The organism is Mycoplasma anserisalpingitidis (assembly GCF_007858495.1).
Lineage (GTDB): Bacteria > Bacillota_I > Bacilli_A > Mycoplasmatales > Metamycoplasmataceae > Mycoplasmopsis > Mycoplasmopsis anserisalpingitidis_A.
Map to the genome: position 1 here is coordinate 329,603 of NZ_CP041663.1, position 18,167 is coordinate 347,769.

General features: G+C 25.1%; 13 protein-coding genes. 7 read left to right on the forward strand and 6 right to left on the reverse strand.

All coding sequences use genetic code 4. The features are described from left to right. Positions 1-324 precede the first annotated feature (324 nt). The 3 genes from FOY43_RS01210 to FOY43_RS01220 form a co-directional block, all read right to left on the reverse strand. Positions 325-711, reverse strand: a complete 387-nt coding sequence (locus tag FOY43_RS01210; protein WP_146308753.1) for a hypothetical protein — start codon at positions 709-711, stop codon at positions 325-327. Between the two features lie 19 nt (positions 712-730). Continuing rightward, complete coding sequence (locus tag FOY43_RS01215) at positions 731-1,432, reverse strand: hypothetical protein (RefSeq protein WP_162847754.1); 702 nt, start codon at positions 1,430-1,432, stop codon at positions 731-733. Between the two features lie 247 nt (positions 1,433-1,679). After that, positions 1,680-5,090, reverse strand: a complete 3,411-nt coding sequence (locus tag FOY43_RS01220; protein WP_146308755.1) for a hypothetical protein — start codon at positions 5,088-5,090, stop codon at positions 1,680-1,682. A 136-nt stretch (positions 5,091-5,226) separates the two neighbouring features. Between FOY43_RS01220 and FOY43_RS03860 the strand changes: the two genes are divergently transcribed. Further along, the gene (locus tag FOY43_RS03860; protein WP_162847755.1) at positions 5,227-5,373 is read left to right on the forward strand and encodes a hypothetical protein; all 147 of its coding nucleotides are present in this window, start codon (positions 5,227-5,229) and stop codon (positions 5,371-5,373) included. A gap of 34 nt (positions 5,374-5,407) precedes the next feature. On the opposite strand, the gene FOY43_RS01225 is transcribed toward FOY43_RS03860, so the two are convergent. After that, entirely contained in the window at positions 5,408-6,496 is a 1,089-nt protein-coding gene (locus tag FOY43_RS01225) for a hypothetical protein (protein ID WP_146308756.1), read from the reverse strand. A 107-nt stretch (positions 6,497-6,603) separates the two neighbouring features. After that, positions 6,604-9,204 carry a hypothetical protein gene (locus FOY43_RS01230; RefSeq protein ID WP_146308757.1) on the reverse strand — a complete coding sequence of 867 codons (2,601 nt, stop codon included), beginning with the start codon at positions 9,202-9,204 and terminating at the stop codon, positions 6,604-6,606. 83 nt (positions 9,205-9,287) lie between these two features. On the opposite strand from FOY43_RS01230, the gene FOY43_RS01235 reads away from it, so the two are divergent. The 4 genes from FOY43_RS01235 to FOY43_RS01250 are packed head-to-tail and all read left to right on the forward strand — an operon-like array spanning position 9,288 to position 12,807. After that, positions 9,288-10,745: a DUF1846 domain-containing protein gene (locus tag FOY43_RS01235; protein ID WP_146308758.1), complete on the forward strand. Its 1,458-nt coding sequence runs from the start codon at positions 9,288-9,290 to the stop codon at positions 10,743-10,745. 8 nt (positions 10,746-10,753) lie between these two features. Beyond that, positions 10,754-11,209, forward strand: coding sequence for a thioredoxin-dependent thiol peroxidase (bcp, locus tag FOY43_RS01240; RefSeq protein ID WP_146308759.1), 456 nt, complete (start codon positions 10,754-10,756; stop codon positions 11,207-11,209). Further along, entirely contained in the window at positions 11,209-11,928 is a 720-nt protein-coding gene (locus tag FOY43_RS01245) for a YaaA family protein (protein WP_146308760.1), read from the forward strand. Before bcp ends, FOY43_RS01245 begins: the two co-directional genes overlap by 1 nt. Before the next feature lie 60 nt (positions 11,929-11,988). Beyond that, positions 11,989-12,807 (forward strand): MAGa3780 family membrane protein, encoded by an 819-nt coding sequence (locus FOY43_RS01250; protein ID WP_146308761.1) that lies wholly within the window; start codon positions 11,989-11,991, stop codon positions 12,805-12,807. 66 nt (positions 12,808-12,873) lie between these two features. On the opposite strand, the gene FOY43_RS01255 is transcribed toward FOY43_RS01250, so the two are convergent. Next, the gene (locus FOY43_RS01255; protein ID WP_146308762.1) at positions 12,874-13,863 is read right to left on the reverse strand and encodes an ECF transporter S component; all 990 of its coding nucleotides are present in this window, start codon (positions 13,861-13,863) and stop codon (positions 12,874-12,876) included. Positions 13,864-13,954: 91 nt separating this feature from the next. On the opposite strand from FOY43_RS01255, the gene FOY43_RS01260 reads away from it, so the two are divergent. Then, a complete protein-coding gene (locus FOY43_RS01260; RefSeq protein WP_146308763.1) occupies positions 13,955-14,926 on the forward strand; it encodes a potassium channel family protein in 972 nt (323 codons plus the stop codon). Between the two features lie 503 nt (positions 14,927-15,429). Next, positions 15,430-18,159: a cation-translocating P-type ATPase gene (locus FOY43_RS01265; RefSeq protein ID WP_146308764.1), complete on the forward strand. Its 2,730-nt coding sequence runs from the start codon at positions 15,430-15,432 to the stop codon at positions 18,157-18,159. Positions 18,160-18,167 lie beyond the last annotated feature (8 nt).

Consider the following 18,167-nt stretch of genomic DNA (forward strand, 5'->3'; position numbering starts at 1 on the left):
TTGAAAAAATAATTGTTTTTTATTCTGCTTATTTATAGTAAAAAACGACAATTTTTAGCTTATAAAAAACTTTTTAATTTTTTTATTTATTCTTTTTTTTTTTTTTTTAGCAAGGGTTTTATATAAAAAAATTAGTTATTTTTAATGATTTTTTACAATAAAAATTGACAAAATTTCTATAAACTATGATACAAAATTTAATATTTTTTGATTTTATATGTTTCTCTTTTAGTATTAATTTTTTTGTTTAAAAAAGCACAAACATTAATACATTTGCACTTGAAGTTATCTAAAAATTTTAAGTAAATATTATTTATAAATTCATTAATTAATTAAACTATTTAATTCCTTTAGTTCATTCTCATTTATGAGTATTTTACAATATCCATCTTTATTTAATTCTAAATGTACAGAATTGAATAATTCATCACATACATCTGGACGACTTGATGTCTTTAATCCATCATTATAATGTACTGTAGTTGTTTTAAAAACCTTATCACAATCTATTCTTGTTACTTGTGTAAATGGGTTTCTGTGTATATCTGGGTACTCATCATGATAGTGAAGCATTGGATTATTAATAAGCATATAAGGTTTTAACGTTTGACATTTAATATATTCATAAACTGTTCCAGAGTGGTTATAGCATATATACATATGAGAATAAACAGCCATTTTATCTGATATGGATGGGAAAGGCACTTTCATTCGCACAACATCTTTTTGTTTAATCAATTAATAGTCTCCCTTCTTCATCAATATTAACAAATACAGGGTTGTGAAGTTCTTCGTTTTGAGCTAGAGAAAGTAATATATCGAAATGTTTTTCTGTAAGTAATTTTGAATCAGATTTTGAAAATACAAAATTCTTTTTATCTAAAGTTATTATTTTTGAGTTTTCTATCATATCAGTTGAGTATATTGAATCTAATGTAATAAAAAGTTTTACATCGGCATTATTAAAATCAGCTTCATACAAGTCTACTTGAAACTCACCAGACATAATTCGTTGCTGTTTTGATTTTCAAATATTCATCTCATGAGTAAGATCTGATAATTCTTCCTCAGTTAAGCTACTAACTATAAAAGAACATTTTTTTGCTCTTTTTTCATTAATATTTTCTACATTTTTATCATACGCTGCTTGAGCAGCTTCATTAAAACTAACCCTCTCCTTTGTATAATCTCCTCAAACGTTACTAAATACAGGACCTTTTTTATAACCTCTTAGATGAGTAAAATCAGGGGTTTCTCCAGATATTTTTGCAAACGCTTCATAAAACAACAAAAATTTCTGTAACTTTAATGGCGTTTCATATGAAATGTTGTTATTTTTCTTTAATCACCCACTTAATGATAACTTTCTTTCATTTGAATAAATCATATTATTTCCTCTTTTACAGTCCTTATAACTAAAAATATTATACATTAAACCAATATGAATTTAAATGGATTAAATATTAAAAAAGCGAACTGTCATTGTGCTACTACATATTAGTAAAATTGTTTTGAATTATTAATTATCATTAGTTTTTAATTGTGTGCAATTCATATGGTCAGATTTGAAATTTAAAACATAAGATGAAACTTATATTTTCTTTTGGGATGTTTGATTTTTGTTTTAAATAAAAAAGCACAAACACAAATGCGTTTGCACCTTAAAGTGTAATTAATGATTATCCAATACTTGCTTTGCTGCTTGTTGTGTAAATTATCACTTCAGTGTCAGTTTTTCTAAGCACAAAAACCGGTATGCTTTGAAGTTGATTTGCATCTGTATTTGATACATTCATTTTTAAATTATCATTAATATAAATCTTAAAGTTGAATATACCTTCAATATTCATAAGAAATGGATATTTACCAACAATATTATAATTTGAACCAACACCACTTAAATCACCTTGATTACTATTTATAATAGTAGGTGTTTGACCATTAGAAGTATAACTAAAAATAAATTTAATTTTGTCATTTACTCCTATATTAAATTTATTATTATATGAAGCTGAAGTGAGAATCATATCAAAGAATGAACCACCTAAAGAAGTAAATTTATAATCGGTTAAATTTTGTTTAGATACTGCATTTATTTCATAAATAAATGACCCATTTTGGTCAAACACTTGATTAAATTGTTCTGATTCAATATTAAATTTGTCAGATTTATTTTCAAAGTTTGCACTATTAAATAAATTTAGGAACATTATTCACATTGCATCTCTGTAAGTGATGTTTTTAGAATCAAGAACAGTAGAAGAGTAAGAATTATTATAATAAGAACTTAAAATATTTTGTACTTCAGTTCTGTTGCTTGTATGTGTATTACTTAAATGTTTATTTTGAATAATATCATAGTTTTTTATACTTTTTGGATCAGTGACTGCATTGTTTTGAACACGATCATCTTTAGTAAATTTAATTACTTGTTTAGTACCAACACTATTATTTTCGTCTTGATTGTATCTAACAACACCACCAAAAGTGGAATTATATTTATCAGGTGTTAAAGTAATAGTGCTATTTTCTCAATTAATTTGATTACTTTCAACAGATGATCAACTATCCTTAAAAGCATCAACATAAAATCTATATCTAATAAGAATATTGTGTGATTTAAAATATCTTAAACTGTATGTTCGATTATTATATAGCATTTCAACTTTTAAAGTAACTGTTTGTCCTTCTTTAAGATAATATTCACCGCTATATTTCTTCTCTAAACCAAGTGGTGTAAAAGTTAAGATAATTTGATTTTTATAATTAGTTGGTAATGATTTTACATCATTAATAAAAGTTTCGATTTCACCTTCTAATTTTGTTAAATCTTCCATAGTTACTTGATTTGAAGCATTTAATTCAGTAAGTTTATTTTCAAAATTATCAACATAGTAATTTTGTGCTCTATAATTAGTGATTTTTTCTTTGATTAAATTGATTTTTGTGTTTATTTCATCACTATTATCCGTGTTTTCACTAGTGTTATTTGATTCTTTATTTTTTAATATTTCTTCAATGTTTGTTCAACTTAAAATTAATTCTTTTTGTTTTTCAACAACTAATTGAATCGTTTCAAATACTTTGATTTTATTGTTTTCATAAATCTCATCGTATTTTTTAACTTTGTTATTAAAACTTAGTTTTGATTCTTCTGTAGCGTTTTTATATTTTTCACTATTTTTTATTTGATTGATGTACTCTAATGAATTTTTAATATTTTCATTTAATTTTTCGATTTCCATAACATTATTTAGAACTTCTTCAACATCAGAAGTTGAATTTTTAACTTCAATAATAGAATTTATTTTGTTTAACATTTCATCAGAAAAAATATTTTTATTTTTAACATTTTCTTTTGATTGTTCTTTATATTCTTGTAATTTTTCAATTTCAGTCTTTTCTAAAACTTTTTCTAGTTCACTATTCTCACTAATTATTTTTGAGAGTTCACTTAAAGTGGTATCAAAATCAGCGAAAGTATTTAGAAGAGAATTGCTCAAAATATTACTAAATAAGTTTAATTTTTCTTCAAATTTTTGTTTTTTATCTGCTGATGCATTATTAAATAATTCAGTACTTTTTACATTATTCAAAACATTATATCTATTGATAAAATCATTAATTTTGGAGTCAAATACTATTAATTTCTCATTAAATTCACTAAATTCTTTTAATCTTGTATTTTTAATATTTAATTGATTAAGTTCATTTTTGATTTTATCAATTACCTTTATGTTGGTTATTAATTGATTATTATTTTGTTTTAACATTTCAATTCTTGAATTACCATCAAAATTAGCAAATAATTGGTTTAATTTTTGGTTAATTTGTTCTAAATCAATATCTTTATTAATCAATTTTTGATTTAAAAAGTTGCTATTTAATTGATTTCAAAAATCATCAAATTCATCCTTATTTGAACTATCAAGATAATTTGCATCATTGAAAATATTTTGATTTTTAGATAACAATTCTAAAAGTTCACTAGCACTTTGATTTAACTTAGATGCATTTTTAAGCACAATGTTTTTATCTTTTGCTTGATTCGTTTCGTTGACAAATAAATCAATAAGTTCATCGGATAAATTATCTAAAGATTTTATTTGAGTTATTAAATCAAGATTATTTTGTTCACTAATTAATTCTTCAATTCTTAATAATTGTTTGTTTAATTGCTCATAAACATAATTAAGTTCATCTTCAGAGAACTCATTAAAGTCAAATTTATTGATTCATTCCAACACTTTAACAATCTCTTTGTTAAGAGTAGAAGAAGTATCAAAATTATTTTTTAAATTACTCAAATAATCAATTTTGTCATTTAATAAAATAAGAGTTTTGTTAAATCTTTCAGATAATTCATTAATCTTTTCATTATATTCAATTAATAAATTTTCTAAATTGTTAATCACTAACTTTAATTCTTGAATTTCTTTACTTTCAAAATTTTCTTTAGTTATATTTTCTAAAGAATTTAATATTTCAATATTAGCTATTTCAAATCTTTTAAAATTGTTATTAGAAATTTCTTTTTTAATATCTTTAGCTAAATTTCTGATTCTTATAGTTAAATTTGAATGCTCATTATTTTCATTTTCTAAATTTTCTTTAAATTTATCTTTTAAATTGCTTAATTCACTAAGGTATTTATCGATAGAACTGATTGAAAAATCAATTTGTTCACTTAATTTACTTTTAATACTTTCAGCAATTAGATCTGAATCATCAATGTTTTGAATCATTTTTTTTGTTTCAATAATAAGACTTAAAATTCCATCATATTTAGATTTTGAATAGTCGAAAACTACATAAAATTCTTTCATTTTTATGTTTAATAACTCTTCATTTATCTCATTTAAATTCGAACTTAAAACTTCATCAATTTTTGTTAATGTTTTGTTTTTATAATCAATTAAAAAATCTAATTTAAATACATTATGATTTAATAATAAATTTTGAATTTTTACTATTTTAGCTTTTTTTGACTCATTCTTATTTTCCTTAGAATAGCAAGAAACAGCAGCTCCGGCAGAAGAAAGTATTATTGCTGAAGCAGAAAAGATTGTTATAAGTTTTCTTTTTTTCATAATTATCCTCTCTTAATAAAAAATTATTAATATTAAATAATAGTGATTAAATTCTATTTTAAAAATTTATTTTTACATCAAAAAATAAAAAAATTCTAACTTAATAAACTTTCAACAAATTATACAATATAAATATATGAAGAAACGTAATAAAAAACCTAAAAAAATTAAAAGTGATAAATACGAGATAAATTGAAATGAATTCACAAAAGAAGAGTTAATTGAAATAGCAAAAAGATATTTTGTGATTACTAATCAAATACACGAAAACGATGAAGATTAAAAAAGTTGACATTTGTTTTTGTCAACCTAATTTTTTATTTAGAAATTTTAACTGCTTGAATAATCGCTTTTCAATGTGGAACATTTAAGCAAGTAATAATTGTTAGTGAAATTATTAATAAAATAGTTGCTAAACTAAAGAAAAGATAATGTGTAGCAATAATTGAACCTTCTCCGATAAAGAAATTATGAGCAAACTTAAATAAACTTGTTGCTGCAACAGCCGTAGGGAAAGTAAATGAAGTTCATAAAATGCTAAAACCTTGTTTTTTATATGAATAAACTAAAACTGCAAGCATAATAACAATCGAAGTAGCCACAAAAAATATCATAAAACTACCAAGAGCTCTAAAAAGCATTTCATTATTTAGTACACTTTTGAATTTATTGTTAGGGTTAAATGCATCAAGAAATCCTACTGAAAGTAAATTTGCTGGGGCTGCAAAAATACCCATGCTTGGTTTATCATTTTCACTTGAATGTGGTAAAAATAAGAATTTATAAATTACTACTGGTCAAACTCAGAAATATAAGAATAAACCTATAAATCAGAGGATTTGGTAGAATAAAACAGGAATTAGATTACCTAAATTATTAAAACAAGTTACGCAAATAACTATACCGATAAGTGGTACAAATCATGAAGCAAAAATCTCGTCATTAGAATAATTATGAGGGATAAATATGTACTTAAAGAAATAATAAAGAAAAATAAAATGAAGAATTAAACTAACTAAAACAATTACGTTCGGTATTATAAAAAGATAAAATTTAGCTTCAAAATCATTTGGAATGTAGTTAGTGAACATTCAACCTATGTAACCACCTAATTGACAAATGCACATAAAAGCAGTTGCAATAAAACCAGATTTATTTGGTGTTTTTAACTCACTTTTAAGTAAGTTAAAGCAGTAAATAAAGCGTGACATTACAATTATTAAAATAATAAAGCTATATAAGGTTAATAAAGTGTAAATTACTGTTTCGACTGTTAATAAAAACGAAGAATTAGAGCCATTATTAAATTCACTAATAAAATTAATAATCGCTCCACCTAAACCACCTACACCAAGGGCATAGCCACTTAGTGCTAGGGGAATTTTGCTCAATATTTTACTTTTCATAGGTTTATTATAATACAAGACTTTTCATTAAAACATTTAATAAACAATTAAATAGGTAATAAATTTCATATACTTCAAAACAAAAATGTGCCTAAGCACATTTATTTTTAGTTAATACTGTTAATGAAATTATCTAAAGCATTTTTTATTTCACTATAACTTGAACTATCAGATTTAAGTAGATTATCTAAATTTTTATAGCTTTGATTTTTAGTATCAAAATCTAGTAGACCAATACTCATATAAGCAATACGTTTTATTGATTCAACACTCATTTGTTCATATGAATCAGGGTTTTGACTAATCGAAAGTACTAAGTTATAAGGTTTACTATCATTAACTCCAACGAAAAAGTCAAGTTTTTTAGTGTTGATGTTTTGTTTGATAAAGAAGTTTTGGCCACTTAAATTATCTTTTACTAAAGTAGTTTTTTTACTTTCTAAATCAAATGAGTAAATGCTTTTACTACTTCCATTTTCAGTCATAAAGTATAAGTATTTTCCAACATTCACAGCATTAGTAGTTAAGTTTCCTGAATAATTACTAAAGTTATCTACTAATGTAAATTCATAATTGTGGGCAGAATCATTAGGATCAAAACTGTAGAGTTTTGCTCCTAAACTATTATCCATAATTAAATAAACTAAACCGTTGTAAAATGAAAGTGCACTTGATTTAATGTTTTCATTTCTTATTTTGCTAATTACTTTAGAAGTAAATAAATTAGCTTGAGTGCTTTCAGAAATTAAACGAGAATCTTTATATGTTCCAGTTGCTGTTAAATTAAATAAAGTTTGATTTGAACTTAGTGAATGAGTTCTACGAATAAATAAAAGCATCTCATTATCTTGATTAAAACTACTATCTTTACCTACTGGATGATATTTTTCTGGTATTCCAAAGTCTGAATGAGTTGGATCAGAAATAAATCAATTTTCGTTTTCATCTTGAATTGATAATCAGGTGTGTTGTTCACCAGTGTAAACTTTAAATCTAATATTAGCAAGTGAAAGCAATAATGCAAGTTGTTCAACATATTCTTTACATACACCTTCATTCAAACTATAAGCTTCATCCATTGTTGAAATATTTAAATTGCTTGAAACAGAAGTGTAAACTAGATTTTCCATTACATATCTACCTAGTAAATATACTTTTTGATGAACTGGCATTGTTTCATTTATTTGTGAAAGTGCATTAATTGCATATTGAATCATATCTTTTTTAGTTTGAACTCTAGTATTAATTTGTGAGTTACCGACATAAAAACCAATTAAAGAATTATTCTTTGTTGTAAATTTTAATTCTGAATCAGCAACAAGAGAAATATAAGGATATTTATAATATTCATCTCTTAAAATTTCCATCATTGCATCATAGGCATAATCAGCATCTATTTTAATATTTGGTTTGTCTTCCTCTGAACTAGGTTTGTAATTTGGATTGTATTCTCTAAAAATCATGTTTTTATATGACATACCTTTTAACTCATTAAAAGTATCAAGAATCATTTTCTTAATTTCAGTTTTATTTGGATTTGATTTAAATTCAAGTGAGGGAGGAAATACACTAGAAATGTAAACATCTCATTTTTCTTGTATTTCTTTAACTCTTAGTTTAATTTTTTCAGTTGCTTCACGGATTCTTGTTGCATCTTCGGTATTGCGAACTGAATTATAAATTTCTTGAAATTCTCTAAGAGCATTTAATGAATTTTCTCTAACTCCAGTAAGTCAAAAATGGGCACTTTGTTGAAGTGTACTATTGTTTGTAACTTCGTAAATCCATTGATCAAATTTATTGTTGATCTCAGCAAGTTCCAGTAATAAAGCACCAAAACTTGCTTTTACATTAGTGTCAACTTTATCCTTACCATCATCACCAACCTCAATTTTGGATGAACCAATTTCAACTTCAGAAACTTCCCTACGATCTCCTTGACCATAATTATCAATTATAAATTGATAAATTTTTTCTGAAAATTCATTTGGTTTTATTGTATATTTGAACTTCGTGTTTACTATTACTCTATTTAAATTTTCATCAACACTAAAAGTAAAATCTTTAAGTGAAATCAATGAGTTTGGATAACTTGAAATAAATTCTATATCCGCTTCTTTAGTGTATTTTGCATAATAAGAATTTTTGGTAGAGTTATCAAAACTTACATTTTTAGCAACTTCTTCAAAAGTTGGTCACTCAGTAAAATTACTTATTAAAATATCCACATAGTAAGGAACATTAGTTTTAGTTACAAACTTAATTTGAGCTTTAAGTTCATTGTTTTTTGAATTTTCATATTGGGTTAACAATAATGTTTCATTCTCAATAAATTTATCTTTTTTATAATTAGTTAAGGTGAGATAATCTTTGGTGAATTGACTATTGTAAAACACTTCAGGAATTTTTTTAGTGTTTAAAACAACTTTTAAACCTGTGAGTTCTTCGGGTAACTCACTAGTAATTTTTAAACTTAATTCTTTTTTAGTTGTAGTCCCCACTGTAGGTTGCTTTTCAGGAACTTCACTACCAGTTTCACCTGTTTCTTTATCTGTTTCAGGATCTTTAGGTGTTTCAGGATCTTTAGGTGTTTCAGGAGTTGTAACTTCCTTTTCATTTTTGGAACAACTAGCTGAAAGTGAAATAAATGGTACAAACGAACCAACTAAAGAAGAATTTAATATTATTAATTTTTTAATCTTTTTCATAAAAAAATTTTAACATTATAAAGCATGTAATTAATGCAAAAAAATCATTTTTTTATATTCTTATATAGTAAAATAAATTTATTATGGAAAAGTGTTTCAATAAAAATAAATATATCAAGTCCCAAATCAAGAAAATTAATCAAAGAATAGACTTTTTTAAAAATAAATTGTACTTAGAATTTGGTGGTAAATTATTTGATGATTATCACGCTTCACGTGTACTTCCTGGTTTTGAACCTGATACAAAAATGAGCATGCTTTACAAATTAAAAGAGAAAATTGAATTTATGATTTGTATAAATGCTGAAGATGTAATTTCACAAAAAATTCGTTCTGATATTGGAATTAGTTATGAACAAGATCTTTTCAGATTAATTGAAAAACTCAGCAAGAATGAATTCTATGTAGGTTCAGTTGTAATAACTCACTATAATAATCAGGAAAAAATAAAGAGTTTGACAAATAAATTGGACAAATTAAAAATTAAATATGCTTTCCACTATAAAATAGATAATTATCCAAGTGATGTAAATTATATTTGTAGTGAAAATGGTTTTGGTAAAAATCAATACATTAAAACAACTCGTGAGTTAGTTGTCGTTACTGCTCCTGGCCCAGGAAGCGGTAAATTAGCGACTTGTTTGTCTCAAATTTACAATGACTATCAAAATAATATTAAATCAGGCTATGCTAAATTCGAAACTTTCCCTGTTTGAAATATTGAATTAGATAATCCGATAAATTTAGCTTATGAAGCTGCTACAGTGAATTTAAATGATGTAAATATGATCGATCCGTTTCATTATCAAAAATACAAAAAAATTGCTGTTAATTATAATCGCGATATTGAAAGTTTTCCTATTTTACAAAACTTATTCAGAAAAATTATGAACCAAGATATTTACTTTTCACCAACAGATATGGGAGTAAATATGTTAAAAAATGGGATTATTAATAATCAACTAGCAAACTTTTATGCACAGCAAGAAATAATTAGACGATACTTTAACATTAAACTTGAAGTACTAAAAGATTACTCCAAAAAAGACCAACTTGAAAAAATTCAAGCAATAATGAATAAACTGAAAATTAACCAAAATTACCGAAAAGTTTATGATTATTCAGTCAAATTAGCAAATGCAAATAAAAGAAATTACGCAGCTTTTGAAGTTGATCAAAAATTAATTAGTGGTAAAGAAAGTGAATTATTTGAGCCTTCAGCAGCAGCTCTGCTTAATGCTTTAAAAGTTGTCTCTGATATAGATTTAAGTGTTGATGTTTTGCCTTTAGAGATTATAAATCAAATACTTTTATTTAAAAAGACAGATATTTTTAATTCTGAAGGAAAATTAAAAGTTTATGATGTTTTAACTACAATTGCTATTCAAGCAAAATTCGACAAAAATTGCAAAAGAATGTTTGATAATCTAAAAAAATTAAATAATAGTGAATTTCATACAACAAAATTATTAAGCAAAAGCGAGGAAGAAACACTAAAAAAACTTGGTGTTAATATTACTCAAGAATTACTAAACAACTAAGGAGAATTATGTTAAAAATTAATCAAGAAGCACCAGATTTTACACTTTTAGACCAAAACAATCAACCTTTTACTTTAAGCAAATACAGAAACCAAAAAGTTTTACTATATTTTTACCCTAAAGACAATACTTCGGGTTGCACAAAACAAGCTTGTTCATACAGAGATAGTATGAATCAGTTTGAAAAATTAAATATCAAAGTAATTGGTATAAGTAAAGATAGTATTGAATCACATAAGAAATTTATTGAACAAAATGAACTTAATTTTACTTTACTATCTGATCCTGAAAAACAGGCGATTGAAAAATACTTTGTTTGAAAAGAAAAAGTTAATTTCGGTAAAAAATATTTTGGAGTTGTTCGTTCTACATTTTTAATTGATGAAAATGGAAAATTAATTTACGTTAAATATAAAGCTAGTCCAGCAATTGATGTTGAGAATGTTCTTAAGATATTAAAATAATGAAAATATTAATTTCTCCAGCCAAAAATTTTACTTATTTCACAGTTAGTGAAAAAGAATTTTCTCTTCCAATTTTTCATAGTAAATCTAAATTAATAGAAAAATTAATTAATGAATTGACAGATCAAGAATTTACGGAAGTTTATAAAATAAAAGAAAGCAAAATAGAACAATACCGTATTTATAGCAGTATTGAAAACAAAGAGAATCTTTTGGCAATAAATTCCTTTATTGGAATACAATATAAATACCTAGATTACATTAGTTTAACTGAACAACAAAAGAGTTTTATTAATCAAAACGTGTTAATTTTAAGTAGTTTATATGGAATAATAAGTCCATTAAATAGAATAAAAGAGCATAAAATTGACTTCAATAATAAACTAAATTTATATCATTTTTGAGATGATCAAATCAGTCATTTTTTCAACACAAATAAAGATGAAAAATACTTAATTTTAAGTTCAAATGAATACACTAAATTGATTCAAAACCATCTTAAAAATAGTCAATATATAAGTGTAAAATTTGTTGAAGAGATTAAAGGTAAATTAGTTTCTAAAAGTACTATGTCTAAAATTCAAAGAGGAAAGATGCTTCGCTGAATTACACAAAATAATATAAATGACTTTGAACAAATCAAAAATTACACTTTGGATAACTTTGAATTCTTTATGCAAAATAATAATGAACTAATTTTTAAACAAAAAAATAATTAAACTTGCTTTTTATGAAAATTTTATGAAAAGCATTTTTTATTTTTAATTTATAATTGTTCCATGAAAAATAGATTTATAAACTTAGAAAAAAATAGAAAAATAACCTTGATAATAGGGATATTAGTCTTATTAGTATTCTTATATTCAGCTATTGGAGATGCGATTTTTAGAGTTAGAGAATTCAATCAACAATTACAAACTGTTGATGACAATACTTTAAATGATTTATTAAATTACAGTCAACTTAGACCAACTTTACTAGGTTTTATGTGAAAGAAAACATTAACTTTTACATATATAACTAACTTGTCAGTAGCAATAAGTTTAATCATTTATGCTTTTTATGGTAATAAATTATTTTCTAAACTTTGGGTATTTTATTCAGCTTCGTGAATTACAATTACTTTTCTAGTTTTTTGAACATTAATTTTTGCTGAATTGGCTAGAGCTGAGATTTGATCACTAAGTTTTACAATTTCAACTCATGCAATAAATCCAATAATTGCTATTGTGACGTTATTTTACTTAAAAAATGAAATAAAACCATTTGTTAAATTTAAACATTGTTTACACTCAGTTTGATTTATGATTGCTTACTACATATTTGCACTTATAATTTTCTTTAGTGGATTTAGTGCGATAAATGTACTTCAAAACAAAATTAATAATTCGAACTTAAATGTCTACAAAATTCTTGATTTGCCTATTTATAGCTTTTTAAATTTTGCTAAACCGCTATTTTACTCAGGTGATAATTTAATAGTAAAAATATTATTAAACATAGTTATAGTTATAGTAGGAATTGCAGTAGTTATAGGCTTTTCGACAATGTGAATGAAACTAATAAGTATTTCAAAAAAAGCTAAGAAAAAACTTTAAAGATTTTATTTAGGAAGAAGTAAACTTCTTCTTTTATTTTTAAAACAAAAAAGTTAGCATCGCTAACTAATAACCTAAATTTTCGTTTTTGTAAATCAATTTTGAAACAATACTATAAGAGTAATAAATGATTAATAAATTAATTCAAATTTTAACTGGACTAATTAGTGTGTGGCTGAAAATTCAAAGTACAATATCTCCAAATCCACCATTATTTGTAACTGATGCATCTCCTATAGCTAAAATCGGAACATTTGTTATCTCTAATAACGCTGAGAAAATAACAATCGGGATTACAATTAAATAACTTGTTTTATTTAACTTGAACCTTGTTATAGTAAGGAAAATCATCATAGTTGCAAAACCAGCAACTGTTAAAGTCAAAAGCATTCAACGGTTATTTATAGGTAATTTGACAAAAGCTGAATCAGGTAATTCAAAACCAATTACTGAGATTAGAATAACTATTAATAAACTTAAAAAGAAAACAGAAATAATTAAGCAAACATTTCTAAGTTGTGATTCAGTTTTAACTTTATCAATATTTTTAATTTGTATTGAAATCTTAATTATTTTTTCATGTACACTTTTAGACTTTTCAAATTCCTCTTTAGAAACTAATTCATCAAATTTAAGATTAAGTTTAAAAATCTTTCCTTTTAGATGTTCAATTTTTGATTGATCATCAAAATAAAATTTAAGAAAATGCATAAAAAATCAGCCAATTATTCCTGAAACAAGTCCATTCATAGCTGTTGCTAATGTATAAAGTGGACTATAAAGTGTCGGAACAATGAAAAACATCGAAATAATATCACTTAATAAACCAACCAAAAAACCAATAATTGGACCAAAAATAAAACCAGTAATTTTTACAGGTAAACCAATAATACTGAATTTTAATTGTGGTAAATAAGCCGCTGGAATTCCGCTACTTAAAAAAATAGTTAACGCTACTGAAACTGCAATTAAAATACCAACAAAAACCATTTTTTTAATGGTCCATTTACTAAAAATTCCTCATTTATTTGTAGGTGGTAAAATAGGTGATTTCATATATATAAATAATAAATTATTTTTTACTAAAATTAATTTAATTTTCTTAATTTAAAAATAATTATAAAATTAAATTACTTACAGGAGAAATATGAATATTTTTAATAATAAAATAATGCGCATCATTAATACAATTGTAACTAGTGATAGCGATATTAAAAAATTACGATTAAATAAAAAACAAACTCATTTGATTAAGTTTGCACAACTTTTTTACATTGCTTTAATTGTTTTTACAGTTATTTTTTCATTTATTAGTTTTGCATTTAAAGGTCAAGAGTTTAAAAATATTATCATTACAGTTAATGTTTTGACTTTTTTTGTTTTACTTGCTGACTATATTTTACATTGAATTACTTATCCTATTCGTAGTGAAAAAAGTAGCAAAATAAGAAGTTTAATTAGCTTTCCATTCACTGGAGTTGGCTTACTTTTACTAATCTGCTTATTACCATCACTTTCAGCACTTCAATATTTACACCTTGAAACAAATCAGGTCTATAAATATTTTGAAACTCTAACATTTATCAGAGTTATTCGTCTTATTTTTATTCTTAAAATCTTCCCACCATTCAAGATTTTAATAAATGTATTTAAAGAACAAAAATTAATTCTTAATTATGTCTTTATTTTCATCATCATTTTAATCTTTGTTTTTGCATTAATTATCTGAAAAAATGAAGTAGAGTGACTTGAAAATGAAACACTTATTCAAACTGAAAAATGATTTAACTCGCAAAATATTACTCTTAGTCATACAAGTGAAGAATTTATCAATAAATATAACGAAATTAAAGATTCATTAAGTTCAAATGTTGTAACTAATCTTTTTGATGCACTTTACTTTTCAACTATTACATTGACAACTATTGGTTATGGAGATTTTTCTCCACATGCAGCTACTTCAAAATTTATTGTTATAGTTATTTCAATTATTGGTATTGCAATCTTTACAATCCCTTCGGGTATTGTGGCTGGAAGTATTATGAACAATATGAGTGTTATGGTTGATAAAAAAACTAAAAAGAAAGAAAAAGAATCAAAAAATAGCGAAAATAAATAGGTTTTACTATTTTTTATAGCTTTTAATCTGTTCTAACCTTAAAAAAGGTGACCAAATTTTGGTTTTGACACAAAAATTTATTTCTTAATTTCAATATTATTTTTGAGCTATTAGTGATCCATTCTTTATATCAAATCATTTATATTTTAACCCAAAATATTTTATAAAAAGTTTTACTTTGCTATAATTTGATTGATAGGATATTCTTATTAATGGTGAAAACCTTTTGTGCCACTTGCCGATGGTTGTGGGGTATAAATGATTCGGTTCGCTAATGTTTGCCACTTGCCGATGGTTGTGGGGTATAAATGATTCGGTTTGAAAATTTCCACTTTTGTGGGATTTTTTATTATTAATAATGCAAAACATATAGAGAAATCATTCTCTATTTTTTATTAGAGCCACATTTATTTACAACTAAACATTATACATATCAAATGTTTAATAATTTTAATTATTAATATACAATTTAAATAAATACTTATTAAACGAATGGAAAAGATATGGATACAAATATTGAAGAATTAATAAACTCTACCGATATTAAAACTGGATTATCTACTGAAAAAGTTGAATTAAACAGAGAAAAATACGGTAAAAATATTTTAACTCAGAATAAAAAAGTTAATCCTTTTATTGCTTTTTTAAACCAATTCAAGGACTTTATGATTATTCTCTTACTCATCGCTGCAGTAATTAGTTTTGGTGTAGCATTTTATGAACTATACACTAATAAAGATAGAAGCAGTACTGAAATAATCATAAGTTTTGTTGAACCATTTATTATTCTTTTAGTTGTTGCTCTTAATAGTATGCTTGGTGCATATCAAGAAGTTAAAAGTGATCAAGCAGTTAGAGCTTTAGAAAAAATAAATGAACAAAATGCTAAAGTTATAAGAAACGGAATTACTATTACAATTCCTGCTTCAGAATTAGTTGTCGGAGATTTAATTGTAATTGAATCTGGTGATACTATTTCAGCTGATGCAAAAATTATCGAAGCATACAATTTTTTCGTTGTCGAATCTTCACTAACTGGTGAAAGTGTTGCAATTGAGAAAAATGCTGATAAAAATATAAAACAAACTAATATTTTAGCTGAAAAAACTAACATTGTTTTCTCAGGGACTTATTCAACTAATGGACGTGCACTTGCTGTAGTTTATTCGGTTGGTAAAAATACTGAAATTGGAAAAATTAACAATTTAATCCAAGAACAAAAAACCACAAGCACTCCACTACAAGATAAATTAAACAAAATGGGTAAATTATTTGGTTGAGCAGGAATTGTTTTACTTTTTGTAAGTTTAATTATTCAAATTGTTTTAATTAACACTCTTAAAGGAACTTGAACAAATATTGATGTTTACTCAAACTCTTTAATCACTGCAATTAGTTTAGCAGTTGCAGCTATACCAGAGGGCTTAGTAACCTTTACAACCGTTCTTCTTGCTATTGGTGTTTCAAAAATGGCTAAAGAAAATGCAATTATTAAATCACTACCAGCTATTGAAACACTTGGATCAACAAATATTATTTGTTCTGATAAAACCGGAACATTAACTCAAAATAAAATGACTGTAGTTGATTTATTCTCAGAAAATAAATTACTTTCAGAAACTAAAGATAAAACTTCATTTAAACAAATTCTTAGTGCAGCAATAGCTTGTTCAGATGCTGAAATAAATATTGTTGACAAAGAGTTGATTGAAGTCGGAGATCCAACCGAAACAGGAATTATACGTGCTGGATTAGATATCGATTTAACTAAAAATGAAATTTTAGAGAAATATAAAAAAGTTTCTGCATTACCATTTGATAGCGAAAGAAAATTAATGTCTGTACTTCTTGAAAATAATTCACATAAAATTATGATAACCAAAGGTGCACCAGATATTATCTTTAATTTAACTAATGCTGATAAGAAATTTAGAGAACTTAATGAACAGTGATCTAACAAAGCTTATCGTGTAATTGCTGTCGCTAAAAAAGAAATGCCTAACGATACTGAAGTAATTGACTTTAACGATGAAAAAGATTTAGAAATTGTTGGATTAATTGCTTTAATTGACCCACCTAGAGAAGAGGTTAAACAATCAATTCTAGAATGTTTAAGTGCTGGTGTAAAACCAGTTATGATTACCGGGGACCATATCACTACTGCTGTTGCAATTGCAAAAAATTTAAACATCTTCAGTGATAATGATATTGCTTTAACCGGTGCTGAATTAGCAAAATTAAGTGATGAAGAATTATACAACACTGTTGAGAAAGTTTCAGTTTACGCAAGAGTAAATCCTAGTGATAAACTTAGAATTGTACAAGCGTGACAAAAACACAACAAAGTTGTCGCTATGACTGGTGATGGAGTTAATGACGCACCTGCTCTTAAAGCATCAGATATTGGTTGCGCTATGGGGATAACAGGGACTGATGTTTCTAAACAAGCTGCAGACGTTATTTTAACTGATGATAATTTCAATACAATCACTAAAGCAATTCGTGGTGGTAGAGAAATTTTCGACAAAATCAAAACTGTTATTTTAAATTTACTAATCTCATCAGTAACTGAAATTATTGTTATGATGATTGGTCTATTTGTGTTTAGATTTACCTTTGCACAACAAATAAATGATGCTGATTTTTGAGTTCTCTCAGCATCTCAATTACTTTGAATCAACCTTTTAACTCACGGTTTACCTGCTATAGCACTAGGTATGGTTCACAGTGGTGATAATGTTATGAATAGAAAACCATTTAATAAAGTTGAATCAATCTTTGCTAGAGGTATGGGGATTAATTTAATGATTCAATCTTCAGTAGTTTCGCTTTTATCATTATTATCATATTCAATCGTGGCTTTAATTGCAACTAAATATAATATTACTGGAATTGACTTTGTTAAAGTAACTTCAACTGCCTGCTTTGTGACTTTAGGAATGGCCACTTCATTAAGTTCACTAAATTTAATAAGTCATAAATCAATTTTTAAATGCAGTGTAAAAAGATTTAAGTTAGTATATTTAGCAAGTATGTTCTCAGTATTCTGTGTTATTCTTGCTGCTTATGTTCCTGGAGTAAGAACTGTATTTAAAATGTATGACTCAAACATATACCCATTTGAATTATGATTAATTCCAGTAGGACTAGGTTTTGGTTTAATAGTATGAAACGAAATTTCAAAAGCTACTAAAATTCATGCAAAAATTTATAAGTTAAACAAACAAAAGTAAAGGATTAA